Origin of the sequence: Klebsiella sp. 54, from assembly GCF_018223875.1 — a bacterium.
GTDB lineage: Bacteria > Pseudomonadota > Gammaproteobacteria > Enterobacterales > Enterobacteriaceae > Klebsiella > Klebsiella quasipneumoniae.
In genome coordinates this window covers 1,463,878-1,487,985 of sequence record NZ_JAGRRA010000002.1, presented here as the reverse complement: position 1 = coordinate 1,487,985, position 24,108 = coordinate 1,463,878, and the positions used below count along the sequence as shown (strand labels likewise).

At 60.7% G+C, this 24,108-nt stretch carries 25 protein-coding genes; 10 read left to right on the top strand and 15 right to left on the bottom strand.

The window, feature by feature from the left end; translation table 11 throughout:
* Nucleotides 1-32: 32 nt before the first annotated feature.
* The gene (locus KHQ24_RS08820; RefSeq protein ID WP_048324138.1) at nt 33-824 is read right to left on the bottom strand and encodes a PhzF family phenazine biosynthesis protein; all 792 of its coding nucleotides are present in this window, start codon (nt 822-824) and stop codon (nt 33-35) included.
* A 201-nt stretch (nt 825-1,025) separates the two neighbouring features.
* On the opposite strand from KHQ24_RS08820, the gene KHQ24_RS08815 reads away from it, so the two are divergent.
* Nucleotides 1,026-2,225 carry a sugar transporter gene (locus KHQ24_RS08815; RefSeq protein WP_004205967.1) on the top strand — a complete coding sequence of 400 codons (1,200 nt, stop codon included), beginning with the start codon at nt 1,026-1,028 and terminating at the stop codon, nt 2,223-2,225.
* Between the two features lie 67 nt (nt 2,226-2,292).
* On the opposite strand, the gene KHQ24_RS08810 is transcribed toward KHQ24_RS08815, so the two are convergent.
* Complete coding sequence (locus tag KHQ24_RS08810; protein WP_004205969.1) at nt 2,293-2,961, bottom strand: MarC family NAAT transporter; 669 nt, start codon at nt 2,959-2,961, stop codon at nt 2,293-2,295.
* 261 nt (nt 2,962-3,222) lie between these two features.
* On the opposite strand from KHQ24_RS08810, the gene marR reads away from it, so the two are divergent.
* The 3 genes from marR to marB are packed head-to-tail and all read left to right on the top strand — an operon-like array spanning nt 3,223 to nt 4,311.
* Nucleotides 3,223-3,657, top strand: coding sequence for a multiple antibiotic resistance transcriptional regulator MarR (marR, locus tag KHQ24_RS08805; RefSeq protein ID WP_017900358.1), 435 nt, complete (start codon nt 3,223-3,225; stop codon nt 3,655-3,657).
* 20 nt (nt 3,658-3,677) lie between these two features.
* Nucleotides 3,678-4,052, top strand: a complete 375-nt coding sequence (marA, locus tag KHQ24_RS08800) for an MDR efflux pump AcrAB transcriptional activator MarA (protein ID WP_002904397.1) — start codon at nt 3,678-3,680, stop codon at nt 4,050-4,052.
* A gap of 40 nt (nt 4,053-4,092) precedes the next feature.
* Nucleotides 4,093-4,311 carry a multiple antibiotic resistance protein MarB gene (marB, locus tag KHQ24_RS08795; RefSeq protein WP_043519537.1) on the top strand — a complete coding sequence of 73 codons (219 nt, stop codon included), beginning with the start codon at nt 4,093-4,095 and terminating at the stop codon, nt 4,309-4,311.
* A 48-nt stretch (nt 4,312-4,359) separates the two neighbouring features.
* Here the strand turns inward: marB and eamA are convergent, their stop codons facing one another.
* The gene (gene eamA, locus KHQ24_RS08790; RefSeq protein WP_064183699.1) at nt 4,360-5,259 is read right to left on the bottom strand and encodes an O-acetylserine/cysteine exporter; all 900 of its coding nucleotides are present in this window, start codon (nt 5,257-5,259) and stop codon (nt 4,360-4,362) included.
* 194 nt (nt 5,260-5,453) lie between these two features.
* Here eamA and ydeE point away from each other — a divergent pair, with 194 nt between their 5' ends.
* Together ydeE and KHQ24_RS08780 are read left to right on the top strand one after the other, a co-directional pair.
* Nucleotides 5,454-6,650 (top strand): efflux MFS transporter YdeE, encoded by a 1,197-nt coding sequence (gene ydeE, locus KHQ24_RS08785; protein WP_122927473.1) that lies wholly within the window; start codon nt 5,454-5,456, stop codon nt 6,648-6,650.
* Between the two features lie 129 nt (nt 6,651-6,779).
* Complete coding sequence (locus tag KHQ24_RS08780) at nt 6,780-7,262, top strand: helix-turn-helix domain-containing protein (RefSeq protein ID WP_004205976.1); 483 nt, start codon at nt 6,780-6,782, stop codon at nt 7,260-7,262.
* 35 nt (nt 7,263-7,297) lie between these two features.
* On the opposite strand, the gene urtE is transcribed toward KHQ24_RS08780, so the two are convergent.
* The 7 genes from urtE to KHQ24_RS08745 all read right to left on the bottom strand — a co-directional run bounded on the left by urtE (nt 7,298) and on the right by KHQ24_RS08745 (nt 14,604).
* Nucleotides 7,298-7,996 (bottom strand): urea ABC transporter ATP-binding subunit UrtE, encoded by a 699-nt coding sequence (gene urtE / locus KHQ24_RS08775; protein ID WP_004205977.1) that lies wholly within the window; start codon nt 7,994-7,996, stop codon nt 7,298-7,300.
* 9 nt (nt 7,997-8,005) lie between these two features.
* Nucleotides 8,006-8,803 (bottom strand): urea ABC transporter ATP-binding protein UrtD, encoded by a 798-nt coding sequence (gene urtD, locus KHQ24_RS08770; protein WP_004205978.1) that lies wholly within the window; start codon nt 8,801-8,803, stop codon nt 8,006-8,008.
* Nucleotides 8,803-9,876 carry an urea ABC transporter permease subunit UrtC gene (urtC, locus tag KHQ24_RS08765; protein ID WP_017900354.1) on the bottom strand — a complete coding sequence of 358 codons (1,074 nt, stop codon included), beginning with the start codon at nt 9,874-9,876 and terminating at the stop codon, nt 8,803-8,805. The genes urtD and urtC overlap by 1 nt, the downstream gene beginning before the upstream one ends.
* Nucleotides 9,876-11,450, bottom strand: coding sequence for an urea ABC transporter permease subunit UrtB (gene urtB, locus KHQ24_RS08760; RefSeq protein ID WP_130943782.1), 1,575 nt, complete (start codon nt 11,448-11,450; stop codon nt 9,876-9,878). The genes urtC and urtB overlap by 1 nt, the downstream gene beginning before the upstream one ends.
* 61 nt (nt 11,451-11,511) lie before the next feature.
* Nucleotides 11,512-12,783: an urea ABC transporter substrate-binding protein gene (urtA, locus tag KHQ24_RS08755; protein ID WP_004205981.1), complete on the bottom strand. Its 1,272-nt coding sequence runs from the start codon at nt 12,781-12,783 to the stop codon at nt 11,512-11,514.
* 170 nt (nt 12,784-12,953) lie between these two features.
* The gene (locus tag KHQ24_RS08750) at nt 12,954-14,057 is read right to left on the bottom strand and encodes a cobalamin-independent methionine synthase II family protein (RefSeq protein ID WP_053810405.1); all 1,104 of its coding nucleotides are present in this window, start codon (nt 14,055-14,057) and stop codon (nt 12,954-12,956) included.
* Between the two features lie 148 nt (nt 14,058-14,205).
* Nucleotides 14,206-14,604 (bottom strand): rhodanese-like domain-containing protein, encoded by a 399-nt coding sequence (locus tag KHQ24_RS08745; RefSeq protein ID WP_017900351.1) that lies wholly within the window; start codon nt 14,602-14,604, stop codon nt 14,206-14,208.
* A 67-nt stretch (nt 14,605-14,671) separates the two neighbouring features.
* On the opposite strand from KHQ24_RS08745, the gene ftrA reads away from it, so the two are divergent.
* Both ftrA and KHQ24_RS08735 read left to right on the top strand, forming a co-directional pair.
* Nucleotides 14,672-15,769 (top strand): transcriptional regulator FtrA, encoded by a 1,098-nt coding sequence (gene ftrA / locus KHQ24_RS08740; RefSeq protein WP_094309667.1) that lies wholly within the window; start codon nt 14,672-14,674, stop codon nt 15,767-15,769.
* Nucleotides 15,738-15,953 carry a DUF4177 domain-containing protein gene (locus tag KHQ24_RS08735; RefSeq protein WP_004205985.1) on the top strand — a complete coding sequence of 72 codons (216 nt, stop codon included), beginning with the start codon at nt 15,738-15,740 and terminating at the stop codon, nt 15,951-15,953. The genes ftrA and KHQ24_RS08735 overlap by 32 nt, the downstream gene beginning before the upstream one ends.
* A gap of 52 nt (nt 15,954-16,005) precedes the next feature.
* Here the strand turns inward: KHQ24_RS08735 and KHQ24_RS08730 are convergent, their stop codons facing one another.
* Both KHQ24_RS08730 and KHQ24_RS08725 read right to left on the bottom strand, forming a co-directional pair.
* Complete coding sequence (locus KHQ24_RS08730; RefSeq protein WP_064177856.1) at nt 16,006-16,446, bottom strand: GNAT family N-acetyltransferase; 441 nt, start codon at nt 16,444-16,446, stop codon at nt 16,006-16,008.
* Nucleotides 16,447-16,709: 263 nt separating this feature from the next.
* Complete coding sequence (locus KHQ24_RS08725; RefSeq protein ID WP_004183956.1) at nt 16,710-17,774, bottom strand: LacI family DNA-binding transcriptional regulator; 1,065 nt, start codon at nt 17,772-17,774, stop codon at nt 16,710-16,712.
* 196 nt (nt 17,775-17,970) lie between these two features.
* Here KHQ24_RS08725 and KHQ24_RS08720 point away from each other — a divergent pair, with 196 nt between their 5' ends.
* Both KHQ24_RS08720 and KHQ24_RS08715 read left to right on the top strand, forming a co-directional pair.
* Nucleotides 17,971-21,078: a beta-galactosidase gene (locus KHQ24_RS08720; protein WP_208527098.1), complete on the top strand. Its 3,108-nt coding sequence runs from the start codon at nt 17,971-17,973 to the stop codon at nt 21,076-21,078.
* 54 nt (nt 21,079-21,132) lie between these two features.
* Nucleotides 21,133-22,398: an MFS transporter gene (locus KHQ24_RS08715; protein ID WP_004205989.1), complete on the top strand. Its 1,266-nt coding sequence runs from the start codon at nt 21,133-21,135 to the stop codon at nt 22,396-22,398.
* Between the two features lie 30 nt (nt 22,399-22,428).
* On the opposite strand, the gene KHQ24_RS08710 is transcribed toward KHQ24_RS08715, so the two are convergent.
* The 3 genes from KHQ24_RS08710 to KHQ24_RS24475 all read right to left on the bottom strand — a co-directional run bounded on the left by KHQ24_RS08710 (nt 22,429) and on the right by KHQ24_RS24475 (nt 23,979).
* Nucleotides 22,429-23,517: an AAA family ATPase gene (locus KHQ24_RS08710; RefSeq protein WP_004205990.1), complete on the bottom strand. Its 1,089-nt coding sequence runs from the start codon at nt 23,515-23,517 to the stop codon at nt 22,429-22,431.
* A gap of 86 nt (nt 23,518-23,603) precedes the next feature.
* On the bottom strand, nt 23,604-23,864 hold the full coding sequence (locus KHQ24_RS08705; RefSeq protein WP_004205993.1) for a hypothetical protein: 261 nt from the start codon (nt 23,862-23,864) through the stop codon (nt 23,604-23,606).
* Complete coding sequence (locus tag KHQ24_RS24475; protein WP_023318188.1) at nt 23,848-23,979, bottom strand: hypothetical protein; 132 nt, start codon at nt 23,977-23,979, stop codon at nt 23,848-23,850. Before KHQ24_RS24475 ends, KHQ24_RS08705 begins: the two co-directional genes overlap by 17 nt.
* Between the last annotated feature and the right edge of the window lie 129 nt (nt 23,980-24,108).

The window sequence follows — 24,108 nt, the reverse complement described above, 5'->3', positions numbered from 1 at the left end:
CCCCGGACAGCGGAACGACGCGGCGGTGATGATTAACGCAAATAGACAGTCCCGCGCAGATAGGTGGTGGCCTGGCCGCCGATCAGCACCCTGTCGCCCTGCCACTGGCAGCGCAGGTCGCCGCCGCGGGCGGAGCCCTGGCGCGCCATCATGGTGGTTTTCCCCAGTTTTTCGCCCCACCAGGGGATCAGCATGCTATGGGCGGAGCCGGTCACCGGATCCTCCGGCACCCCTTCACCCGGGCAGAAGAAGCGGCTGACAAAGTCATACTCCTCATCCGGCGCGCTGACGCAGATCATTTTGCCAAGCGTCTGCAGGCGCGCCATGTCCGGCCGCACCGCTTCAACCTGCTGACGATCCGCCAGCAGCACCAGATAATCGCGCCCTTCACGTACCTCGACGGCCGCCTCGAGGCCTAGTCCGGCCAGCAGGTCCGCCGGCGGGTTGGCCACCGGGCTGGTCGTCCACGCCGGGAAGTCGAGCGTCAGCCAGTCTCCGCTGCGGGTGACTCGCAGGTCGCCAACGAAGCGGGTGCTGAAGGTGATGGTCGCCGAGGGATGGTCGAGATACTCAAAAATAACGTGCGCCGCGGCCAGGGTGGCATGACCGCAGAGGTTGATCTCGTGCAGCGTGGTAAACCAGCGCAGCTCATAGCCTTCGTCGGTGCGGACGAAGAACGCCGTTTCGGACTGATTATGCTGTTGGGCCATTTTCAGCAGCACATCGTCGGCTAACCACTCGCTGAGGGGGCAGACGGCCGCGGCATTGCCACCGAAGTTTTTATCGCTGAAAGCATCGACCAGATAAAATTGAATTTCCTGCATACACTGTCCTTACTTTTTTTACTTTCCTTCAACATGACATAAAAGCGCCCCTCTGACACTATCCATAGCAAAATTAATTGCTTAACCGCGCCTGGCTGCTTGCAGTGAAACGAGAGGCAGATCACATAATGATTGTCTTTTCGCCAGCAAACGTTTTATGATCGGCGTCACATCTTCCCCTGAATCACCAGTCCAGAGCTTATGACTACGAATACGGTCTCACGCAAGGTAGCGTGGCTACGTGTCGTGACGTTGGCCATCGCCGCGTTTATTTTTAACACCACAGAATTCGCCCCGGTCGGTCTGCTGTCGGATATTGCCGACAGCTTCGGCATGGAAACTGCCCAGGTGGGCATGATGCTGACCATCTACGCATGGGTGGTGGCGTTAATGTCGCTGCCGTTTATGCTGCTGACCAGCAAAGTGGAGCGCCGGCGGTTGCTCATCGGCCTGTTTATTCTGTTTATCGCCAGCCACGTGCTGTCGTTCTTTGCATGGAATTTTGACGTGCTGGTCATCAGCCGCATCGGCATCGCCTTCGCCCATGCGGTGTTCTGGTCGATAACGTCGGCGCTAGCCATCCGCATGGCGCCCCCGGGCAAACGGGCGCAGGCGCTCAGTCTGATCGCCACCGGTACCGCGCTGGCGATGGTGTTTGGGATTCCGATCGGCCGCATCATCGGCCAGTATTTTGGCTGGCGAATGACCTTCCTGGCGATCGGCCTGGGCGCGTTAGCCACCCTGGTCTGCCTGGTGAAACTGCTGCCGACTCTGCCGAGCGAACACTCAGGCTCGCTGAAGAGCCTGCCGGTGCTGTTCCGTCGCCCGGCGCTGGTCAGCGTATACATTCTGACCGTGGTGGTGGTGACCGCACATTATACCGCCTACAGCTATATCGAACCCTTCGTCCAGACGGTGGCGGGTCTGAGCGGCAATTTTGCCACCGTGCTGCTGCTGATCCTCGGCGGGGCCGGGATTATCGGCAGCATTCTGTTCGGCAAGCTCGGTAACCAGCACGCTTCGGGGCTGATAAGCCTCGCCATCGGCCTGCTGCTGGCCTGTCTGCTGCTGCTTCTGCCGGCCTCGCATAACCCGCACCACCTGATGCTGCTCAGCATCTTCTGGGGGGTGGCGATTATGATTATCGGTCTCGGCATGCAGGTGAAAGTGCTGGCCTCCGCCCCGGACGCCACCGACGTCGCCATGTCGCTGTTCTCGGGCATCTTTAATATCGGCATTGGCGCCGGCGCGCTGGTGGGCAGCCAGGTGAGTCTGCATCTCTCTATGGCCTCCATCGGCTATATCGGCGCTATCCCGGCGCTGGCAGGCCTGATCTGGGCCCTGCTGATCTTCCGCCGCTGGCCGGTATCGCTGGAAGAACACCAGCCGCACCACTCTTAATTCAGCCGCAAAAAAAGCCCGCCGGTATCGCTCCGGCGGGCTGTTGTCTCTCTGCGCATCACCGCAGTCAGGGATGCCAGGTCGAAATGATCTCCAGCACGCCATTAATAATAAATTGCACGCCCATGCAGACCAGCAGGAAGCCCATCAGTCGTGAGATGGCCTCAATGCCGCCTTTGCCTACCAGACGCATAATCGCCCCCGAACTGCGCAGGCAACCCCAGAGAATGATCGCCAACAGGGCAAAGATAATCGGCGGCGCCGCCAGCACCACCCACTCCGGGAAGTCCACCCCGTGTTTAACGGTCGAGGCGGAACTAATGATCATCGCGATGGTGCCCGGACCGGCGGTGCTTGGCATCGCCAGCGGCACAAAGGCGATATTGGCGGTCGGCTCATCCTGTAGTTCTTCCGATTTGATCTTCGCTTCCATCGAATCGTGGGCTTTTTGCTGGGGGAACAGCATACGGAAACCGATAAAGGCCACAATCAACCCCCCGGCGATTCGCAGCCCAGGTATTGATATGCCGAATGTATTCATCACCACCTGGCCGGCATACCATGACACCATCAGGATGGCGAAGACATACACCGAGGCCATCAACGCCTGCTTGTTACGCTCGGCGTTGTTCATATTGCCCGCCAGGCCGAGGAACAGCGCCACGGTAGTCAGCGGATTCGCCAGCGGTAAAAGCACCGCCAGGCCGAGCCCTATCGCTTTAAACAAATCGAACATAGTTAAATAAAGTCCCGTAAATATTCATTTTTTAAAGATGGTTTCAGTCCGTGAGTATACCGGCTTCAACAATTCCAACGCCAGCCAGCTGATAAATCACTTTCGCCAAAAATTAACAAGCGTTAGAAAATTCACAAACAGTGACACGCGTCGAATTTTTTTATTTTAGCAAATCGTGGCATCGGCTAATTCATAATGTTGACTTATGATTGCCTGGGCAATAGTATCACTCGCAACTAAATCATTGCCTGGGCAACCATCATGAAAAATACCAGCGACCTGTTCAACGAGATGATTCCGCTGGGCCGCTTGATCCAGATGGTTAACCAGAAAAAAGATCGCCTGCTCAACGACTACCTCTCACCCATGGATATTACCGCGACCCAGTTTCGGGTGCTCTGTTCCATTCGTTGCGAGGTATGTATTACCCCCGTTGAGCTGAAAACCGTGCTTTCCGTCGACCCGGGCGCGATGACGCGTATGCTCGACCGCCTGGCGTGTAAAGGCTGGATTGAACGGTTACCCAACCCCGCTGACAAGCGCGGTGTGCTGGTGCAGTTGACGCCAGACGGCGCAGCCCTTTGCGAGCAGTGTCATCAGGTTGTGGGTCAGAAGTTACACCAGGAGTTAACAAAAAATCTGTCGGCGGACGAAGTCGCCATGCTTGAGCAACTCCTCAAGAAGGTCCTGCCGTAACAATAAGAAGAGGTAAGATGATGTCCAGACGTAATAATGACGCCATCACTATCCATAGTATTTTGTCGTGGATCGAGGATAACCTGGAATCGCCCCTGTCGCTGGAAAAAGTGTCTGAGCGCTCAGGTTACTCCAAGTGGCACCTGCAACGTATGTTTAAGAAAGAGACCGGCCATTCCCTCGGCCAGTACATCCGCAGCCGTAAGCTGACGGAGATTGCGCAAAAGCTCAAGCAGAGCAATGAGCCAATCCTGTACCTGGCGGAACGCTACGGTTTCGAATCGCAGCAGACCCTGACGCGAACGTTTAAAAACTATTTCGATGTTCCGCCCCACAAATATCGCATAACGAATGTACCTGGCGAATCCCGCTATCTGCATCCGCTAAATAACTGATGTTAATCGCATGTAATATCAAAGACGTATTGAGGAAATCATGAAACTATTCGCTGCCGCAGCTATCGTCCTTCTGTCGCTGGCATCCAGCTTCAGCTTTGCGGAGCAAACCACCACGCCGGTGCGGCAAAACCAGCGTGACACAATGATTCTCCCTTCGGACCATAATGACTCGCCGTTTGATTTCAATCATATGGCGGCCGGCAATGATAAATCTGACGAACTAGGCGTGCCGTACTACCAGCAGCACGACCTGTGATGCCATTACACGCATACTTGTGTATAGCCCCGTCTCCGGGGCTTTTTTTTACCCGCGCGCCATGCCCGGCCGCACCAGACGCAGACCGAAAACGTTGATATAGAGCCCGGCCATGATCAGCGCCGCCCCGGCGAGCTGCAGTCCGCTCAGCGTCTCCCCCAGCAGCAGCGCGGCGCTGGCCATGCCCACTACCGGCACCAGCAGCGACAGCGGCGCCACCCGCCAGGTTTCATAGCGCCCCAGCAGCGAGCCCCAGATACCATAGCCGACGATGGTGGCGATAAACGCCAGGTAAAGCAGCGAGAGAACCGTCAGCATATCGATCTGACGTAGACTCGCCAGCATGAGCTGCGGGCCATCGATCAGCCACGAGGCAAACATAAACGGCAGCACCGGGATCAATGCGCTCCACACCACCAGCGACATGATCGGCGGGCGGGTCGCCTGGGACATGATTTTTTTGTTGAAAATATTGCCGCAGGCCCAGCTGAACGCCGCCGCCAGGGTCAGCATAAAGCCCACCAGCGGGACATGCTCCCCGCCGAGGCTCCCCTCCACCAGCACCAGCACGCCGAAGATCGCCAGCGCGATCCCCGCCAGCTGCTTGCCCTGTAAGCGTTCGCCAAAGACGAAGGCGCCGAGAATGATGGTAAAAAAGGCTTGCGCCTGCAGCACCAGCGACGCCAGCCCCGCCGGCATGCCCAGGCCGATAGCGCAGAACAAAAAGGCAAACTGGCCAAAGCTAATGGTCAGGCCATAGCCCAGCAGCAGGCGCAGCGGAATGGCCGGCCGGGCGACAAACAGCAGCGCCGGGAAGGCGACCAGCATAAAGCGCAGGCCCGCCAGCATCAGCGGCGGCATATTGTGCAATCCCAGCTTAATCACCACGAAGTTAAGCCCCCACACCACCACTACCAGCAGCGCCAGCAGTCCATCTTTCCTCGTCATACCCTGCCTCTGTCGTTATTAGAATTTTTGTGAACAAAATCAAAGTAGCGAAAAAGCGGTCGCCAGGATAGATCATTATTTTTGGCAGGTTCGGAAGTGCCTATCGCCACCGGGGCGACCTGTACAAGGCGTGATGGCCGTGTTATTTGTGATCGAAGACATAAAATTATAACAACATGACAGGCAAGGAAATCATGATCACCACACTCCGGCGCTCCACCATCGCGCTGCTGGCATCGTCGCTACTGTTGACTATCGGCCGCGGGGCCACACTGCCGTTTATGACCATCTACCTCACCCGACGCTATCAGCTGGAGGTGGATGTGATTGGCTACGCCCTGTCGCTGGCCCTCGTGGTCGGCGTGCTGTTTAGCATGGGCTTTGGCATCCTCGCGGACAAGTTCGACAAAAAGCGCTATATGGTGTGGTCAGTGCTGGTGTTTATCCTTGGTTTCAGCGCGATACCGCTGGTCAATAACGCTATCCTGGTGGTGATCTTCTTTGCGCTGATCAACTGCGCCTACTCGGTCTTTTCCACCGTGCTGAAAGCCTGGTTCGCCGACCGGCTGACGGCGGAGAAAAAAGCGCGCATCTTCTCGCTGAACTACACCATCCTCAACATCGGCTGGACCGTCGGACCGCCCATCGGCACGCTGCTGGTGATGCACAGCATTAATCTGCCATTCTGGCTGGCGGCAGCCTGCGCCGCCTTCCCGTTAGTGTTTATTGAGCTGTTTCTGCAGCGAGATGGCGCCGCCGCCGCCCAGCCAGGGGCTGCCGTCTGGACGCCTTCGGTGCTGCTGCGCGACCGCGCGCTGCTGTGGTTTACCTGTTCAGGGCTGCTGGCCTCCTTCGTCGGCGGCGCTTTCGCCTCCTGTATCTCGCAGTACGTACTGGTGGTCGCCAGCAGCGACTTCGCCGAAAAAGTGGTGGCCGTGGTGCTGCCGGTTAACGCCGCGGTGGTCGTCGCTCTGCAGTATGCGGTTGGCCGGCGACTGAGCGCCAGAAATATCCGACCGCTGATGACCTTCGGCACCGTCTGCTTTGTGATCGGCCTCGTGGGCTTTATGTTCTCCGGCGCCAGCCTGTGGGCATGGGGGATCTCGGCGGCGGTCTTCACCCTTGGCGAGGTGATTTATGCCCCCGGCGAGTATATGCTGATTGACCATATCGCCCCGCCGGGGATGAAGGCCAGCTACTTCTCCGCTCAATCGCTGGGATGGCTGGGCGCGGCATTCAACCCGATGCTGACGGGGTTGATCCTCACCCATCTGCCGCACTGGTCGCTTTTTGTCATTCTTATCGGGGCCATTGTCGCCGCCTGGCTGATGATTTTCCGCGGGATCAATGCCCGCCCCTGGCAACCGGATTCTCCGCTGGCCAACGCCTGACGCCAGCTGGAATGCGGCTGTCAGGTTGCTGTCGGGTCGTTGTCGGGTCGCTGTCGTGGTGGCTGGCGGCCCGCTTTTCCATACTCCATCACAGGTTTACATCCGAAGAACGTCATGGAGCATACAAATATGAACAGCAACAATCAGGTCAAACAATTACGGCTGCAGCGCGCCTGGTCCCAGGAACAGCTGGCCGAAATGGCGGGGCTCAGCGTTCGCACGATCCAGCGCATTGAGAATGGCGAACGCCCGGGACTGGAGACCCTCAGCGCCCTCGCCGCGGTCTTTGAGGTGACGGTGGCCGAGATCGGCGGCGAAGCCTCGCGGGAGGGCGCGCCGGGCCCGGAAGCCTCGCTGGATCTGCGTATCGAGGAAGCGAAAGCGCGGGTGCAGCAGGAGAGCCGCTTTTTTCGTTCGCTGTCGGTGGCGCTGGTGGTCTGCGTGCTGCTGGCGCTGCTCAACCGGTACACTAACCCGCAGTACACCTGGTCCGGCTGGGTCGCCCTGATCTGGGGCGCTCTGCTGGCGGTGAGAGGATTACGCCTGTTCGTGTTCGGCGAATGGATCAAAAACTGGCGCCAGGCGCGCCTGCAGCGGCTGCTGCGTAAATAGCAAGGAAACCGGCGGCGCGAACGCCGCCGGCCCGTTCAGATAGTCACCAGGGCGCGTACGCCGTCGGTTTCCATATCTCCGCCCTTTCCCTGCTGGACGATGGCGCCGCGCGACATCACCAGATAATGGTCCGCCAGCCCGGCGGCAAAGTCATAGAACTGCTCCACCAGCAGGATGGCCATATCCCCGCGGCTCGCCAGCTGACGGATCACCTCGCCAATCTCTTTGATGACCGAGGGCTGGATCCCCTCGGTGGGCTCATCGAGGATCAGCAGCTGCGGACGGCTGGCCAGCGCCCGGCCGATCGCCAGCTGCTGCTGCTGGCCGCCGGATAAGTCACCGCCCCGCCGCTGCTTCATGGTCTTGAGCACCGGGAAAAGCTGGTAAATTTCCTCCGGCACCTGCTGCGCCTCGCGGGCGGGAAAGCGCGATAGCCCCATCAGCAGGTTTTCCTCCACCGTCAGGCGCGGAAAAATCTCGCGTCCCTGAGGGACGTAGGCCACCCCGGCCTGCACCCGCTGATGCGGTTTACGGTGGGTGATGTTCTGATCCTGCCAGCGTACCTCACCGCTGCGCGCCGGAATAAGCCCCATCAGACATTTCAGCAGGGTGGTCTTGCCGACGCCGTTGCGCCCCAGCAGGCAGGTGACTTCGCCCTGGCGGGCGGAAAAATCCACCCCACGCAAAATATGGCTGCCGCCGTAGTATTGATGTAGCTGACTCACCTGTAACATTGGCGCTCCTTAACGTCCCAGATAAACTTCAATGACCTGCTCATTGGCCTGCACCTCCCGCAGCGATCCCTCCGCCAGCACCTGGCCCTGATGCAGGACCGTCACCCGGTCGGCGATAGTCTCGACAAATCCCATGTCGTGCTCCACCACCATCAGGGAGTGCTGTCCGGCCAGCGTGCGAAACAGCTCCGCTGTATATTCGGTTTCCGCATCGGTCATGCCGGCCGCTGGCTCATCAAGCAGCAGCAGATGCGGCTCCTGCACCAGCAGCATGCCGATCTCAAGGAACTGTTTCTGGCCATGGGAAAGCAGCCCCGCCTGGCGGTAGCGTTCGCCGTCAAGACGCAGCAGGCGCAGCACCTCATTCAGCCGATCGTCCTGTTCGCTGCTCAGCCGGGCGCGCAGGCTGGCCCACACCGATTTATCTCCCTTCATCGCCAGGGCGAGATTTTCCGCCACCGTCAGCGCTTCGAAGACCGTCGGCTTCTGAAACTTGCGCCCGATGCCCTGGCGGGCGATGGCCACCGGTTCGAGGGTGGTCAGATCCACCGACTGGTCATAGATCGCTTTGCCGCTCTGCGGCCGGGTTTTGCCGGTGATCACGTCCATCAGGGTGGTCTTGCCCGCGCCGTTGGGGCCGATCACACAGCGCAGCTCGCCGACGCCTATCGCCAGCGACAGGTCCGTCAGCGCCCGGAAACCGTCAAAGCTAACGTTAATGTTCTCCAGCTGCAGTACCGGGTCGGTTTGCGCACGAAAGCGATCGCCGGGCAGCTGGCGGGTAAACAGTCCTTCATCCGGTTGCATTAGCGGTCTCCTCGACGCAGCAGGCCCATCACCCCGCGGGGTAAAAACAGGGTTACGATGATAAAGATGAGGCCGAGAAACAGCTGCCAGTACTCCGGCATCGCCACGGTGAAAATGCTCTTCGCGCCGTTGACCAGCCCGGCGCCAAGCACCGGGCCGATCAGGGTGCCGCGCCCGCCGAGCGCCACCCAGATGGCGGCCTCGATGGAGTTGGTCGGCGACATCTCGCTGGGGTTGATGATCCCCACCTGCGGGACATATAACGCCCCCGCCAGGCCGCAGAGCACCGCCGACAGCGTCCACACCAGCAGCTTGAAGCCGCGCGGGTCGTACCCGCAGAACATCAGGCGGTTCTCGGCATCCCGCACCGCGGTGAGGATCCGGCCAAACTTACTCTGCGCCAGCGCCGAGCCCAGCCACAGGGTCAGCAACAGCAGCAAAACCGTGGCCATAAACAGGGTGGCGCGGGTGCCGGTGGCGGTGACCGGAAAACCCAGCAACGTGGTAAAACCGGTGAAACCGTTATTGCCGCCAAACCCGGTCTCGTTGCGAAAGAACAGCAGCATACCGGCATAGGTCAGGGCCTGGGTCATGATCGAGAAATAGACCCCTTTGATCTTCGAGCGAAAGGCAAACCAGCCGAAAACCAGGGCCAGCAGACCGGGAACCAGCACCACCAGCGCCATCGCCCAGGCGAAATGCTGCGTGCCCCACCAGAACCAGGGCAGTTCGCTCCAGGAGAGAAAAGACATAAACGCCGGCAGACCGTCGCCCGCCGCCTGGCGCATCAGGTACATGCCCATAGCGTACCCGCCGAGGGCAAAGAAAATCCCGTGCCCCAGCGACAGCATACCCGCGTAGCCCCAGACCAGATCCAGCGCCACCGCCACAATGGCGTAGCAGAGGATTTTACCGCTCAGGGTCAGCAGCCAGCTCGGCACCGCCAGCGGATGGGAGGCCGGCAGCAGTGCCAGAAATGGCATGCTCAGCAGCCCCAGCACCAGCAGGATCCCCAGCCAGCGCAGAGGCCGCGGCGCGCGCTGCGCCAGCGTTAAGGTAACAGGTTGGCTCATCAGTCAATCACCCTCCCTTTCAGCGCGAACAGACCCTGTGGGCGTTTCTGAATAAACAGAATAATCATCACCAGAATCAGGATCTTGCCCAACACCGCGCCCATTTGCGGTTCGAGAATTTTATTGAAAATGCCCAGCCCAAAGGCCGCCGCCACGCTGCCGGCCAGCTGGCCGACGCCGCCCAGGACCACCACCAGGAATGAGTCGATGATATAGCCCTGACCCAGCTCGGGCCCGACGTTGCCGAGCTGCGACAGCGCCACGCCGCCCAGCCCGGCAATACCGGAGCCGAGGCCAAAGGCCAGCATATCCACCCGCCCGGTAGGTACGCCGCAGCAGGCGGCCATCGCCCGGTTCTGCGTCACGGCGCGGACGTTCATGCCGAGACGGGTGCGGTTCAGGATGAGCCAGGTAAAGCACAGCACCAGCAGGACGAACGCCAGCACCGCCAGCCGGTTCCACGGCAGGATCAGGTTCGGCAGGACCTGCACGCCGCCGGAGAGCCAGGCGGGGTTCGCCACCTCCACGTTCTGCGCGCCAAACAGCATGCGCACCAGCTGGATAAGCATCAGGCTGATCCCCCAGGTGGCGAGCAGCGTCTCCAGCGGCCGACCATACAGATGACGAATAATGGTGCGCTCCAGCGCCATGCCGATCCCGGCGGTCACCAGAAACGCCACCGGCAGCGCGACCAGCGGATAAAAGGCCAGCCACTGCGGCGCGAGCTGCGCCAGCGCCTGCTGAACCAGCCAGCAGCTGTAGGCGCCAATCATCAGCATCTCGCCGTGGGCCATGTTAATCACCCCCAGCAGGCCGTAGGTGATCGCCAGCCCCAGCGCGGCCAGCAGCAGCACCGAGCCCAACGACAGCCCCATAAAGGCCTGGCCCAGCAGATCGCCGAGCAGCAGACGATGTTTGATCTTTTGCAGGCTGTCGCTGGCCGCCTCGCGCACCGCCGCATCCGGCTCATGCTGGGCATCGGTAAAGGGGATCAGGAGCGCCTGGGTTTCCGGGTCCACAGAATGGCCGAGCAGCGTCACGGCGGCCAGCCGCGCGCTGGCCTCAGGCTGAGTCAACTGCAGCCGCGCCAGCGCCACCTCCAGCAGGCCCCGCACATTATCATCGCTTTCCGCCTTCAGCCGCTGCTGCAGCAGCGCAGCCATGGCCGGGGTCGCTTCCCGCTGTAGCGTTCGTGCGGCGGACGCTCGCTCTGTGACGTTGTCACTTAAAATAAGATGGCTGGCCAGCGCGCCGGCAGCCAGATTGCGCAGCCGGTTGGTCAGACGCACCGGTCGGGTTTCGCCCTGGGGCGCGGCGACGGCACCCAATGGCTGTAATCCGCCCTGTCGGGTGCGGAAAGCATGTTTTCCGTCGTCCATCACCAGGCTCTCGGTGGTCAACGCCCGCAGCAGCGGCAGACGATCCGCCTGCGGCGCTGCCGCCCACTGGGTCAACAGCTGCGCCTGCTGGCTGCGGCTGGCGGCAACGAAGTCGTCCGCCTCCGCGGCCTGTGCCCGCCATGGCAGCAGGATCAGCAGTAGCGTCAACACACTCATGAGACGCAATGCGTTCATGTCGTTCTCCTCTGGTCAGCGGCCGACGGACGCGACGTTCCCGCTCCGTCGGCCCTGGCGCTTACTGGCTGACGGTTTTCACCGGATGGTCAGGTTTCTTATCATTACCGGGGATCCACGGGCTCCACGGCTGCGCGCGGACGGGCTCATCGGTCTGCCAGACCACGTTGAACTGGCCGTTGCCTTCAATTTCACCGATCATCACCGGCTTATGCAGATGGTGGTTGGTGGCATCCATCGTCAGGGTGAAACCGGACGGCGCTTTGAAGGTTTGTCCGGCCATAGCGTCGCGCACTTTGTCCACGTCGGTGGTGCCGGCTTTGGTCACCGCCTGCGCCCACATATGCAGACCCACCCAGGTCGCTTCCATCGGATCGTTGGTCACCACCGTATCGGCATTCGGCAGCTTGTGCGCTTTGGCGTAAGCGCGATAATCGGCGACAAAGGCTTTGTTGGTCGGGTTATCGACCGACTCAAAGTAGTTCCATGCCGCGAGGTTGCCGACCAGCGGTTTGGTATCGATGCCGCGCAGCTCCTCTTCCCCCACCGAGAAGGCCACCACCGGCACATCGGTCGCTTTCAGCCCCTGGTTAGCCAGCTCTTTGTAGAACGGCACGTTGGAATCGCCGTTGATGGTAGAGACCACCGCCGTTTTGCCGCCGGCGGAGAATTTTTTGATATTGGCGACGATGGTCTGGTAATCGCTATAGCCGAACGGGGTGTACACTTCTTCGATATCTTTGTCCTGGATCCCTTTGGCATGCAGGAAGGCGCGAAGGATCTTGTTGGTGGTGCGCGGATAAACGTAGTCGGTTCCCAGCAGGAAGAAGCGTTTGGCGCCGCCGCCGTCCTCGCTCAGCAGGTATTCCACCGCCGGGATGGCCTGCTGGTTAGGCGCCGCGCCGGTATAGAAGACGTTGGGGGACATCTCTTCCCCTTCGTACTGTACCGGGTAGAACAGCAGGCCGTTCAGCTCCTCAAACACCGGCAGGACCGATTTACGCGAGACCGAGGTCCAGCAGCCAAACACCACCGCCACCTTGTCCTGGGCCAGCAACTGGCGCGCCTTCTCGGCGAACAGCGGCCAGTTGGAGGCCGGGTCGACCACCACCGGCTCCAGCTTCTTGCCCAACACCCCGCCTTTGGCGTTGATGTCGTCGATAGCCATCAGGGCGACGTCCTTCAGCGGCGTTTCGGAAATCGCCATCGTCCCGGAGAGCGAATGCATAATCCCGACTTTAATAGTGTCGGCGGCATAGGCCTGGAATGAGAGACCCATAGCCATAACAGAGGCGGAGAGTGCAAAAGCTTTTAATAACGTTCTACGTTGCATGATTCACTCCTGAGTAGCGCAAAAATAAAGAATTAACAGCTAACCAGAGGTGATAAGGCAAAAACGGTGCCAGGTTGTGAGAACAGTGGGATGCGGCGCAGGCGGAGGGCGGAGGCGAAGGAGATGGCAGCGTTGCCTCATCACGGTGCAACGCTGCGCTAAGAAAGCAATTACCAGACGTCGGCGGCGATGGCGGTCACCAGACGGACTTTTTGCCACTGCTGGTCTTCGCTGAGGGCGTTACCCTCTTCCGTGGAGGCGAAACCGCACTGCGGACTCAGGCAGATCTGCTCGAGCGGAACATATTGCGCCGCCTCAGCGAGGCGCGCTTTTACCCCCTGCGGGTTCTCCAGCTCGCCGTTTTTGGTGGTGATAAGCCCGAGGACCACCTGCTGATGGCCGGGACGAATAAAGCGCAGCGGCGCGAAATCCCCGGAGCGGTCGTTGTCATACTCGAGGAAGAAGGCATCGACATTGACGCCGCCAAACAGCACCTCGGCCACCGGCTCGTAACCGCCCTCCGAGATCCAGGTTGAGCGGAAGTTGCCCCGGCAGACGTGCAGGCCCACCGTCAGATCGGCCGGCTTGCCCTCCAGCGCCTGGTTCAGCACCCGGGCATAAATGCGCGCCAGCGCATCCGGATCGTCGCCGCGCTCGCGCACCTGCTGACGCTGGGCATCGGAACAGAGATAGGCCCAGACGGTATCGTCCAGCTGCAGATAGCGGCAGCCGGCGTCATAAAACGCACGGATCGCGTCGCGCCAGGTGGTGGCCAGGTCGTCGAAGTAGTCGCTGAGATCCGGGTAAACGGTGGCATCAATATCTTTCCGACCGCCGCGGAAGTGGAGCACGCTCGGGCTGGGAATGGTCATCTTCGGCTGCGCGTCGCCGCTGATGCTTTTCAGATAGCGGAAATCCTCCAGCATTGGGTGGTCGCCAAACGCCAGCTTGCCGGTAACGCGCACGCCGTGCGCTTTGGTCTGCACGCCGTTGAACTGGATCCCCTGCTCGGCATCGTAACGCTCAACGCCTTGCAGGCCGTCGAAGAAATCAAAATGCCACCATGCGCGACGAAACTCGCCGTCGGTAACCACGTGCAGGCCGCAGTCGCACTGCTGCTGGACCAGGTGACGGATCGCGTTATTCTCAATCTCGCGTAGCTGAGCGGCGTCGATAATCCCCTCAGCCAGCTGCTGACGCGCCTGTTTGATGCTGTCCGGGCGCAAAAAACTGCCGACGATGTCTGCGCGGAACGGGGCCTGTTGACGTTGCATGCTGTCTCCTTAGCGGTGGGCGCGTTAGTTGCCCACCGTGATAGTTCATTATTTGAATTTTTAGACTTCTGGATGGCTATATGTCCAGATACTGGCATGCAGGCCGACGTGCCGCAAACGAGAATATTTCATGGTGCATGAAAAATATTCATTTACCGGCGACAAACGCATAGCCCTCATCTTCCCAGCCGGTGATCCCGCCGAGCATCATTTTCACCGGCCGCCCCAGTTCGGCCAGCTTTAGCGCGGCAACGTCGGCACCGTTGCAGTGCGGCCCGGCGCAATAGACCACAAACAGGGTCTCCGCCGGCCAGGCCGCCATTCTCTCGGCGCTGATCTGGCTGTGCGGGAGATGCAGCGCGCCGGGCAGGTGGCGCCTGGCGAAGGCCTCCTCGCTGCCTACCACGTGCAGCAGGACAAAGTCGACCTCGCCGGCACGCTGGGCGCTGTGCACATCGGCGCAGTCGGTCTCGAGATGCAGCTTATGGCGGAACCAGCGGATAGCCTCGGCGGAGGTGGCGGGGGTAAATTGGGTTACTACACTCATGGCGTCTTCTCCTTGTCTGTGATAACACTACTTTACTGACGCCCATCACCCTTATCTGCCGGCAACCATGACAGAAAACGCTAACATCCTGACAACTCCTTCGGTGACACTGTCACCTCACCGCGTGGTGGCCCTCGCCTACGATGGCCTGTGCACCTTTGAGTTTGGCGTGGCCGTGGAGATCTTCGGCCTGCCGCGCCCGGAAATGGGCGAGCGCTGGTACCAGTTCGCCGTCGCCGCCGTCGATGAAGGGCCTCTGAGAGCCACCGGCGGAGTCCGGTTGATGACCGACGGCGGCCCTGAGCTTCTCGCCCAGGCGCAGACCATCGTGGTCCCCGGCTGGCGCGGCATCGACGCTCCGGTCCCCGAGGCGCTGTGCGCCGCCCTGGCCGCCGCTCACGCCCGCGGGTGCCGGATTATTTCCATCTGTTCCGGGGTGTTCGTTCTCGCCGCCGCCGGGTTGCTCAATGGCCGCCAGGCGACAACCCACTGGCGCTACACCGCCGCGCTGCAGTCCCGTTTTCCGCAGATCCAGGTGGTGGAGGATGTCCTGTACGTGGGCGATGATTTGCTGATGACCTCCGCCGGCAGCGCGGCGGGGATCGACCTCTGTCTGCATCTGGTGCGCGAGGATTTCGGCAGCGAGGCAGCGAATGTGGTCGCCCGCCGCCTGGTGGTCTCTCCCCATCGCGACGGCGGTCAGGCGCAGCAGGTCCTGCGTCCGGTGGCCCGCAGCCGGGAGAGTCTGCGCCTTGGCCAGCTGTTTGATTATCTGCACCAGCATCTCGCCGCCAGCCACACCGTCGCCTCCCTAGCACAGCGCGCCGGCATGGGGACGCGCACCTTTTTGCGCCGCTTTGAAGAGGCCACTGGTAAAACCCCCGCCCGCTGGCTGCTGGAGGAGCGTCTGCTGCGCGCCCGTCAGCACCTGTCGGAGAGCACGATGGGCATCGACCAGATCGCTGAGCGCTGCGGCTTTGCCAGCGCTGGCACCCTGCGCCACCATTTTCGCCAGCGCTTCGCGCTAAGCCCACTGCAGTACCGTAAACAGTTTGCAACTTCTCCGATTGCAAAATCGTCCCAGCCACGGACAATAGACGGCCACAGTAAACCGGTCGCCAGGATGGTCGATGATGAAGAAAGAGTGTCGGGTAGTAATTTATAAAGAGGGCCTGCTGGGCAGCCTGTTTTTTGGCGAAGCCAAAGCCGACCCTGACAAAATGAGCCAGTTTCTCAGTAGCTATACCCGCGAAGGCTGGGAGGTAAAAACCATGTCGGTGGAGCGACGCCGTACCGCCTTGTTCTGGTCGCGGGAAGCGTATCTTTTCGTGCTCGAACGCCCCCTCTGACAGCCTGCGCCTGGTTTACACGTTTAAGCCAGGCGTTTCTAAGCGTCAGCTTTCAGAGCTGACGGATATAGCCCTGCTCCTGCATTTTCTGCATGCCTTCCTCGCTGGCGCAGACCATGCCGGTAGTCAACATGGCAAAGCCAAAGCGCTGATAAAACGTAATTTTATCGGCCACCGCATAGATAAATATTTTGCCAAAGGGCAGCAGCTGCTCCCGGATGGCCAGCATTAGCTGTTGTCCGTAACCCTGCCCCTGGCGGTCGGGGACGATCGCCACATCCGACAAATAGCTGCTCCAGGTGCAGTCGCTGATGGCCCGCGCCACGGCAATCAGCTGACCGTGCTCATAGCCAAACCAGCAGAAGGTGCTATGGAGAAACGCCTGCTCCAGCTGCTGAACATCACGTTCATTCAGCCCGGCCTCGGCGACGATGGTCCTCACCCGCCGCCAGTCTACCCGCCCAATCGCCTCTTTCCCCTCAATCACCATCATGACCTTGACTCCCGTTGTGTTCGGCATCTATCCCGAAAGACAGATGTAGCATGCCGCCGCAGGGGATGCCAGGCGAAAAAACGAACGGAACAAAGCGGGAAACGGAGGAAGGCAAAAAAAAACCGCCATGTGACTGGCGGTAAATCAATGCTTGCATGGATAGATTGTATTTTGCATTTTTCGCAGGCAGAGGATCCTGACCTCTCTACGTTTGATCCCGAGGTTAGCATGGTCAACCTCAATAAATCCTCAACGGCCTGCGGCTAGAGCTTCTCCACCAACGCTTTCAGCTGCGCCAGGGTCTGCTGCCGGTCCTCCGCGGCGGCGACAGGCCAGGCCGACTGGCGCACGATGAGCCGGGTCGGCAGCAGCTCGCGGATCCGCAGCTGCGGGGCCGCCATCAGGGCAATCAGCCGCTCCACCGCCCTTTTGCCCAACAGATCGAAGTCCTGCGCCACCGTGGTAAGCGGCGGCTGAAAGTAGAGACTGTCGGCGGTGTCGTCATAGCCGGTCACCGATACCGCCTGGCTGCCGCTGCGATTGAGCTGGGCCAGCGCGCTGAGTACCCCGAGCGCCATCTGATCGTTCGCCACCACAATGGCGCTGATCCGCGGCTGCAGGTGCAGCAGTTCAAAGGTTTTCTGCCAGCCGCTGGCGGCGCTCCAGTCTCCGAACACCGTGGTTGAACGGGCGATATTCAGACTGTGCAGCGCCTCGCGCCAGCTGGCGAGACGCAGACGGGCGGAAACCGAACTTTCCGGTCCCGCCAGCAGACCAAATTCGCGATGCCCCAGCTCCCACAGGTGGCGCACGCAGGCCCCGCAGCCGTCGCGGTGGTCGAAGCGCACGCAGCAGACATCGGCCTCCGGGGAGACATCGAGAAACAGGCAGGCCATATCCGGATTGTCTTGCACCAGCCGCTCGGCAGTGGCGCTCTCCAGCGGCAGACTGACGATCACCCCGCGAATATGCTGGGCGCGCAGCTCGTCCAGCCGGGCCTGCAGCGCGACAAAATCGGCCTGCGCCGGCATCGCTATCGCCACTTCCAGCTGATGCAGGCTGGCATGGCTCTTTATCGCGGCGGCGATCTGTGAGGGGGCGTGCAGCGTCAGCGAGGCGGTAATCAGCCCGATGGAGGGCGCTGCTTTGCCGGCGAGCAGCTGCGCCGAGCGGTTAGGCACATAGTGCAGCGCCTGCATCGCGCGGATCACCTGCTCACGGGTGCGGGCTGACACCACCTCAGGACGGTTCAGCACCCGGGAGACCGTCTGCTGGGACACGCCCGCGGCGCGGGCGACATCCTCCAGGGTTGCGGTACGACGCGGCATCTTTTCTCCTCAGTAATAACAATGTCGTGCGCTAACATTTTATGTTTAACGCGCGACAAAAAACAGCGCTTCGCCCTCGCTTTCGTGATCGTCTGTTAATTTCGATTCCCCCGAGATTGCTGGACAAAACAAATTACCCGATAACGTTAATCATCCTGTTTAGCGAACGACAATTTCTGACTTTCCGGGGTTTAATATGCAAATTAGCGATACCGGCCGCAGCCACGCGCCTGACTTTCACGCCGTCCTCGCCCGTGAAGACTGGCAGAACCAGACCATTACCCACCTTAACCGCCTGCCAGCGCATCCCGTTTTCGCCAGCTGGCGCGATGAGCTTGCCGCCCGCGATAACCTACCTTCATCCCGCCGCCGTCAACTGGACGGCGAGTGGCAGTTCTCTTACGCCCGTAGCCCGTTTGCCGTCGATGCGCAGTGGTTGACGCAGGATCTACCGGACTGCCGCGGCACGCCTGTGCCTTCCAACTGGCAGATGGAGGGCTATGACGCGCCGATCTACACCAACGTCCGCTATCCCATCGACACCACCCCACCGCGGGTGCCGGAGGATAACCCGACCGGCTGCTACTCCCTGCACTTTACGGTTGAGGACACATGGCGCGAGAACGGGCAAACGCAGATTATTTTCGATGGCGTCAACTCGGCGTTTCATCTGTGGTGCAATGGCGTGTGGGTCGGCTATTCGCAGGACAGTCGCCTGCCGGCGGCGTTCGATCTCAGCCCCTTTCTGCGTCCGGGCGACAACCGCCTGTGCGTGATGGTCATGCGCTGGAGCGCCGGCAGCTGGCTGGAAGACCAGGATATGTGGCGGATGAGCGGTATTTTCCGCTCGGTATGGCTGCTGAATAAGCCGCAGCAACGGCTATGCGACGTGCAGTTGACGCCAGCCCTTGACGCCCTCTATCGCGACGGCACTCTGCAGGTCCAGGCGACCGTCGAAGCGACTGAGGCGGCGCTTGCCGGGCTCAGCGTCGGGGTTAGCCTGTGGCGCGGCGAGGAGCAGATCGCCGCCGGGCGGCAGCCGTTAGGTACCCCGACGGTGGATGAGCGCGGCCACTACGCGGAACGGGTCGATTTCTCCCTGGCGGTGGCGACGCCGGCGCACTGGAGCGCGGAAACCCCGAACTGTTATCGCGCCGTGGTCACCCTGTGGCGCGGCGACGAACTGCTGGAGGCCGAAGCGTGGGACATCGGTTTTCGCCGCATCGAGATTGCCGATGGCCTGCTGCGTCTCAACGGTAAACCGCTGCTGATCCGCGGCGTTAACCGCCATGAGCATCATCATTTGCGCGGGCAGGTGGTCACCGAGGCGGATATGGTGCAGGACATTCTGTTGATGAAGCAGAACAACTTTAACGCCGTGCGCTGCTCGCACTATCCCAACGCGCCGCGCTGGTATGAGCTGTGCAACCGCTACGGTCTGTACGTGGTCGATGAAGCCAATATTGAAACCCACGGCATGGTGCCGATGAACCGGCTGTCCGACGATCCGGCGTGGCTGCCAGCCTTCAGCGCCCGCGTCACCCGGATGGTACAGAGCAACCGCAACCATCCATGCATTATCATCTGGTCGCTGGGTAACGAATCTGGCGGCGGCGGCAACCATGAAGCGCTGTACCACTGGCTGAAGCGCAACGACCCGAGCCGTCCGGTGCAGTACGAGGGCGGCGGCGCGGATACCACCGCTACCGATATTATCTGTCCGATGTACGCCCGCGTCGAACGCGACCAGCCGATCCCGGCGGTACCGAAGTGGGGGATCAAAAAATGGATCAGCCTGCCCGGCGAGCAGCGGCCGCTGATCCTCTGCGAGTACGCCCATGCGATGGGCAACAGTCTCGGCAACTTCGCCGATTACTGGCAGGCCTTCCGCGAGTATCCGCGGCTGCAGGGCGGGTTTATCTGGGACTGGGCCGACCAGGCGATCTGCAAAACCTTTGACGACGGCAGCGTCGGCTGGGCCTACGGCGGCGACTTTGGCGATAAGCCGAACGATCGCCAGTTCTGTATGAACGGCCTGGTGTTCCCCGATCGCACGCCGCATCCGTCGCTGATCGAGGCGAAGCACGCCCAGCAGTATTTCCAGTTCGCCCTGCTGTCGACCTCGCCGCTGCGCGTGCGCATCGCCAGCGAATACCTGTTCCGCCAGAGCGATAACGAAGCGCTGCGCTGGCAGGTGCAGGCGGCCGGTGAAACCCTGTATCACGGCAACCTGACGCTGGCGCTTCCCCCGGAGGGCAGTGACGAGATAACGCTGCTTGATGACCTGATTCTACCGCCAGGCGCCCGCGCGGTGTGGCTGACGCTGGAGGTGGTCCAGCCCCGGGCGACCGACTGGTCCCCGGCGGACCATCGCGTCGCCTGGCAGCAGTTTCCCCTGCCCGCCCCGCTGGCGCTGCCGGCGCCCACGGTGCCTGCCGGCGCCCCGGATCTGGTCGTCAGCGAGGAGGCCTGGCAGATCCGCGCCGGCACGCAGTGCTGGACTGTCGATCGGCGGACCGGTTTGCTGAGTGGCTGGTCGCTTGCCGGTCAGGAGCAGCTGCTGACCCCCCTGCAGGATCAGTTTATCCGCGCGCCGCTCGACAATGACATCGGGGTCAGCGAAGTGGAGCGCATCGATCCCAACGCCTGGGTGGAGCGCTGGAAAAGCGCCGGCCTGTTCGACCTTGAGGCATGCTGCGTGCAGTGCGATGCCCAGCGCCTGGCCAATGAGACCCTTGTCGACAGCCGCTGGCACTACCTGCGCGGCGACGAGGTGGTGATTGTCAGCCACTGGCGCATGCGCTTTACTGCGGACGGAACGGTACGGCTGACGGTGGACGGCGAGCGCGCGGAAACGCTGCCGCCGCTGCCGCGGGTCGGACTGCATTTCCAGGTGGCGGAACAGCAGGCGCCGGTGAGCTGGCTGGGGCTGGGACCGCATGAGAACTACCCCGACCGGCGGAGCAGCGCCTGCTTCGCCCGCTGGGAGCAGCCGCTGGCGGCGATGAGCACGCCCTACATCTTCCCGACGGAAAACGGCCTGCGCTGTGATACCCAGGCGCTGGATTGGGGACGCTGGCACGTCAGCGGTCATTTCCACTTCTCCGTTCAGCCATGGAGCACCCGTCAGCTGATGGAGACCGACCACTGGCACAAGATCCAGGCTGAAGACGGGGTGTGGATCACCCTCGACGGCCTGCATATGGGAGTGGGCGGCGATGACTCCTGGACCCCAAGCGTGCTGCCGCAGTGGCTCCTGACCCAAACGCGCTGGCAGTACGAGGTCTCATTGCGTTGCCTTTAATCCGTGGGGGCGGCAGCCCCCACCCTACAAACAGAATAACAAGGGATCATGGTGATGAAATTCTCTGAACTGGCGCCGCGAGAACGGCATAATTTTGTCTATTTCCTGCTGTTCTTTTTCTTTTACTATTTCATTATGTCGGCCTATTTTCCTTTTTTTCCGGTGTGGCTGGCGGACGTTAACCATTTAACCAAAACGGAAACCGGGATCGTCTTCTCCTCCATCTCGCTGTTCGCAATTATTTTTCAGCCGGTATTTGGTCTGATGTCGGATAAGCTTGGCCTGCGCAAACATCTGCTGTGGACCATCACGGTACTGTTAATTCTGTTCGCGCCGTTCTTTATTTTCGTTTTCTCCCCGCTGTTGCAGATGAATATTATCGCCGGTTCGCTGGTGGGCGGGATCTACCTGGGGATTGTTTTCTCCAGCGGCTCCGGGGCGGTGGAAGCCTATATCGAGCGCGTCAGCCGGGCAAACCGCTTTGAATATGGCAAAGTGCGGGTCGCTGGCTGCGTCGGCTGGGCGCTGTGCGCCTCGATAACCGGCGTGCTGTTCGGCATCGACCCCAATATTACCTTCTGGATCGCCTCCGGCTTTGCGCTGGTGCTAGGTCTTCTGCTCTGGCTGTCGCGCCCGGAAAGCAGCAACAGCGCCCAGGTTATTGAGGCGCTGGGAGCCAATCGCCAGGCCTTTTCGCTGCGCACCGCGGCCGAGCTGTTACGTATGCCGCGTTTCTGGGGCTTTATCGTCTATGTGGTGGGAGTCGCCAGCGTCTACGACGTGTTTGATCAGCAGTTCGCCAACTTTTTCAAAAGCTTTTTCGCCAGTCCGCAGCGCGGTACCGAAGTGTTTGGCTTCGTCACCACCGGCGGCGAGCTGCTCAACGCGCTAATTATGTTCTGCGCCCCGGCCATCGTTAACCGCATCGGCGCCAAAAACGCCCTGCTGACCGCCGGGATGATCATGTCAGTGCGCATTCTCGGATCGTCGTTCGCCTCATCGGCGGTAGAGGTGGTGATCCTCAAGATGCTGCATATGTTTGAGATCCCCTTCCTGCTGGTCGGGACCTTTAAATATATCTCCTCCGCCTTTAACCCGCGGCTCTCGGCCACCCTGTTCCTGATCGGTTTTAACCTGTCGAAACAGCTGTCCGGGGTGGTCCTTTCCGCCTGGGTGGGCCGGATGTATGACACCGTCGGCTTCCATCAGGCCTATCTGATCCTCGGCTGCATCACCCTGAGCTTCACCCTGCTCTCGTTCATCACCTTACGCGGCGGCAAAAGCCTGCTGCCAGCAGCGGAGACGCAGACCCCCGCCTGATCCCGGCGCTCCCGTCAGGGATGACGGGGTTTACGCCACAATGCGCGTTTCTCCGCCGCTATTCTCCAGCGCATAGCGCTGACAGGGCGCCCCGGCGGCGATAAGCTCCGCCAGTTCAGCCGAGTGGCTGGTCAGCCAGATCTGGCTGTAGCGGGAGGCCTCGATTATCAGTCGGGCCAGCGCCGGGAGCATGTCGCGATGCAGGCTGTTCTCCGGCTCATTGATCGCCAGAAACGCCGGCGGGCGCGGGCTGAGCAGCGCGACGGCGAGACAGAGAAAGCGCAGCGTGCCATCGGACATCTCCGCCGCCAGCAGCGGCCTGCGGATCCCCTCCCGGCGCATTTTCAGGGCGAAACGCGAGTGCTCGTTTTCACAGTAAAACTGGCAGCCGGGAAAGGCGTCGGCGAGGATCTCGTGCAACATCTCCTCCGCGCCAATCTCGACAATGGTCTGAAAGGCGGCGGCCAGATTATGGCCATCGCTGTCGAGCACCGGCGAACGATACCCCACGGCCGGCTGGCGCAGCGGCGAGTGGCGACCAATGGCGAACTCATGGTAAAACCGCCAGCGGCGCAGGGTCTCCCGCACCCGCGACACTTCGGGAAAACGGTGCGGCTCGCCAAGCTGACCGAACACCGACTCGTTTTCATAAATACTCTCGGTGAAGGTGCTTTTCTCCCCGGTGACATCGACGAGGAACGCCGCCTGATTCTTGCGCTGCAGTACGCGGGAGGAAGGCCGACGGGAGTAGCCTGCCAGCCAGATGTGCTCTTCTTTGACGATGGGATCGAGCATGAACTGCGTCGGATAGGGTAATTTTTCCGGGAAACCTACCTGCAGTTCATAATCAAAGCTCTCCGTCCGACAGGCGATTTGCAGCCGGCGGGGATGGCGATCGAGGGGGGAACGATCTCCGGACCACATCATATTTTCCAGGCCGCCCTCTGCGCTGATAAACCCCGACAGCCTGCCGTCGGCAGCCGCGGTCAACAGATGGATGGCGTTGTAAATATTGGATTTGCCGCAGCCGTTAGGACCGAAGACAATGTTCAATGGCCCCAGCTCCAGTTCGATATCCCTGACTGAGCGAAAGTTTTGTATATGGATGTACTGAATCATGATGCGTCCTGGCCCGGAGAGAGAAGGCTGCCACAGTAGCAAAGCCGCGGCATGGATACTATCGCATCCCCTCACTCCGCCCGGGTTCAACAGAACATTTTTTTCATTCCGCGGGTCAGCGCCACCCGCGTCAGCTTATCGCTATCCTGATGGGCGTCACTAAAGACGCCAAAGAAATAGCGTTCATCGTCAATGGTTTGACTTACGATACGATAGCTGAGCGGTTGCCCGGACGGCGCACCGTATTGCGCAGGCGTCACCGAGACCTCGGTCGCATCGTCGGCGACGCTGACCAGCAGTCCATCCGCCTTACCGCCCACCAGCATGACCTTAATTATCGGGTGCACCAGTTCCTCCCGGGATGGCATAGATCATTGGCAAACCGCGCAGCGCGGCGGGCGTATCGTCAGCAATCAGCGGCGCCAGCCAGCGTGCGGTCTTAAGTACTTTCTTATAGTTCATTGCGGCCTTGAGTCAAAAAATAGCGTGCTTAGGCTGAGCTAAATATTGATTATTCGAAATAAAAGATGACAAATGATGAAGGAAAAAAGAGGAATTGTGAATCAGCAAAATACCGGGTTATTCTTATTC

What these genes read in the sequence shown, in the direction of transcription:
- KHQ24_RS08820 (WP_048324138.1), bottom strand. Translation starts at nt 824, where the DNA reads ATGCAGGAAATTCAATTTTATCTGGTCGATGCTTTCAGCGATAAAAAC.
- KHQ24_RS08815 (WP_004205967.1), top strand. Translation starts at nt 1,026, where the DNA reads ATGACTACGAATACGGTCTCACGCAAGGTAGCGTGGCTACGTGTCGTG.
- KHQ24_RS08810 (WP_004205969.1), bottom strand. Translation starts at nt 2,961, where the DNA reads ATGTTCGATTTGTTTAAAGCGATAGGGCTCGGCCTGGCGGTGCTTTTA.
- marR (WP_017900358.1), top strand. Translation starts at nt 3,223, where the DNA reads ATGAAAAATACCAGCGACCTGTTCAACGAGATGATTCCGCTGGGCCGC.
- marA (WP_002904397.1), top strand. Translation starts at nt 3,678, where the DNA reads ATGTCCAGACGTAATAATGACGCCATCACTATCCATAGTATTTTGTCG.
- marB (WP_043519537.1), top strand. Translation starts at nt 4,093, where the DNA reads ATGAAACTATTCGCTGCCGCAGCTATCGTCCTTCTGTCGCTGGCATCC.
- eamA (WP_064183699.1), bottom strand. Translation starts at nt 5,259, where the DNA reads ATGACGAGGAAAGATGGACTGCTGGCGCTGCTGGTAGTGGTGGTGTGG.
- ydeE (WP_122927473.1), top strand. Translation starts at nt 5,454, where the DNA reads ATGATCACCACACTCCGGCGCTCCACCATCGCGCTGCTGGCATCGTCG.
- KHQ24_RS08780 (WP_004205976.1), top strand. Translation starts at nt 6,780, where the DNA reads ATGAACAGCAACAATCAGGTCAAACAATTACGGCTGCAGCGCGCCTGG.
- urtE (WP_004205977.1), bottom strand. Translation starts at nt 7,996, where the DNA reads ATGTTACAGGTGAGTCAGCTACATCAATACTACGGCGGCAGCCATATT.
- urtD (WP_004205978.1), bottom strand. Translation starts at nt 8,803, where the DNA reads ATGCAACCGGATGAAGGACTGTTTACCCGCCAGCTGCCCGGCGATCGC.
- urtC (WP_017900354.1), bottom strand. Translation starts at nt 9,876, where the DNA reads ATGAGCCAACCTGTTACCTTAACGCTGGCGCAGCGCGCGCCGCGGCCT.
- urtB (WP_130943782.1), bottom strand. Translation starts at nt 11,450, where the DNA reads ATGAACGCATTGCGTCTCATGAGTGTGTTGACGCTACTGCTGATCCTG.
- urtA (WP_004205981.1), bottom strand. Translation starts at nt 12,783, where the DNA reads ATGCAACGTAGAACGTTATTAAAAGCTTTTGCACTCTCCGCCTCTGTT.
- KHQ24_RS08750 (WP_053810405.1), bottom strand. Translation starts at nt 14,057, where the DNA reads ATGCAACGTCAACAGGCCCCGTTCCGCGCAGACATCGTCGGCAGTTTT.
- KHQ24_RS08745 (WP_017900351.1), bottom strand. Translation starts at nt 14,604, where the DNA reads ATGAGTGTAGTAACCCAATTTACCCCCGCCACCTCCGCCGAGGCTATC.
- ftrA (WP_094309667.1), top strand. Translation starts at nt 14,672, where the DNA reads ATGACAGAAAACGCTAACATCCTGACAACTCCTTCGGTGACACTGTCA.
- KHQ24_RS08735 (WP_004205985.1), top strand. Translation starts at nt 15,738, where the DNA reads ATGAAGAAAGAGTGTCGGGTAGTAATTTATAAAGAGGGCCTGCTGGGC.
- KHQ24_RS08730 (WP_064177856.1), bottom strand. Translation starts at nt 16,446, where the DNA reads ATGATGGTGATTGAGGGGAAAGAGGCGATTGGGCGGGTAGACTGGCGG.
- KHQ24_RS08725 (WP_004183956.1), bottom strand. Translation starts at nt 17,774, where the DNA reads ATGCCGCGTCGTACCGCAACCCTGGAGGATGTCGCCCGCGCCGCGGGC.
- KHQ24_RS08720 (WP_208527098.1), top strand. Translation starts at nt 17,971, where the DNA reads ATGCAAATTAGCGATACCGGCCGCAGCCACGCGCCTGACTTTCACGCC.
- KHQ24_RS08715 (WP_004205989.1), top strand. Translation starts at nt 21,133, where the DNA reads ATGAAATTCTCTGAACTGGCGCCGCGAGAACGGCATAATTTTGTCTAT.
- KHQ24_RS08710 (WP_004205990.1), bottom strand. Translation starts at nt 23,517, where the DNA reads ATGATTCAGTACATCCATATACAAAACTTTCGCTCAGTCAGGGATATC.
- KHQ24_RS24475 (WP_023318188.1), bottom strand. Translation starts at nt 23,979, where the DNA reads ATGAACTATAAGAAAGTACTTAAGACCGCACGCTGGCTGGCGCCGCTG.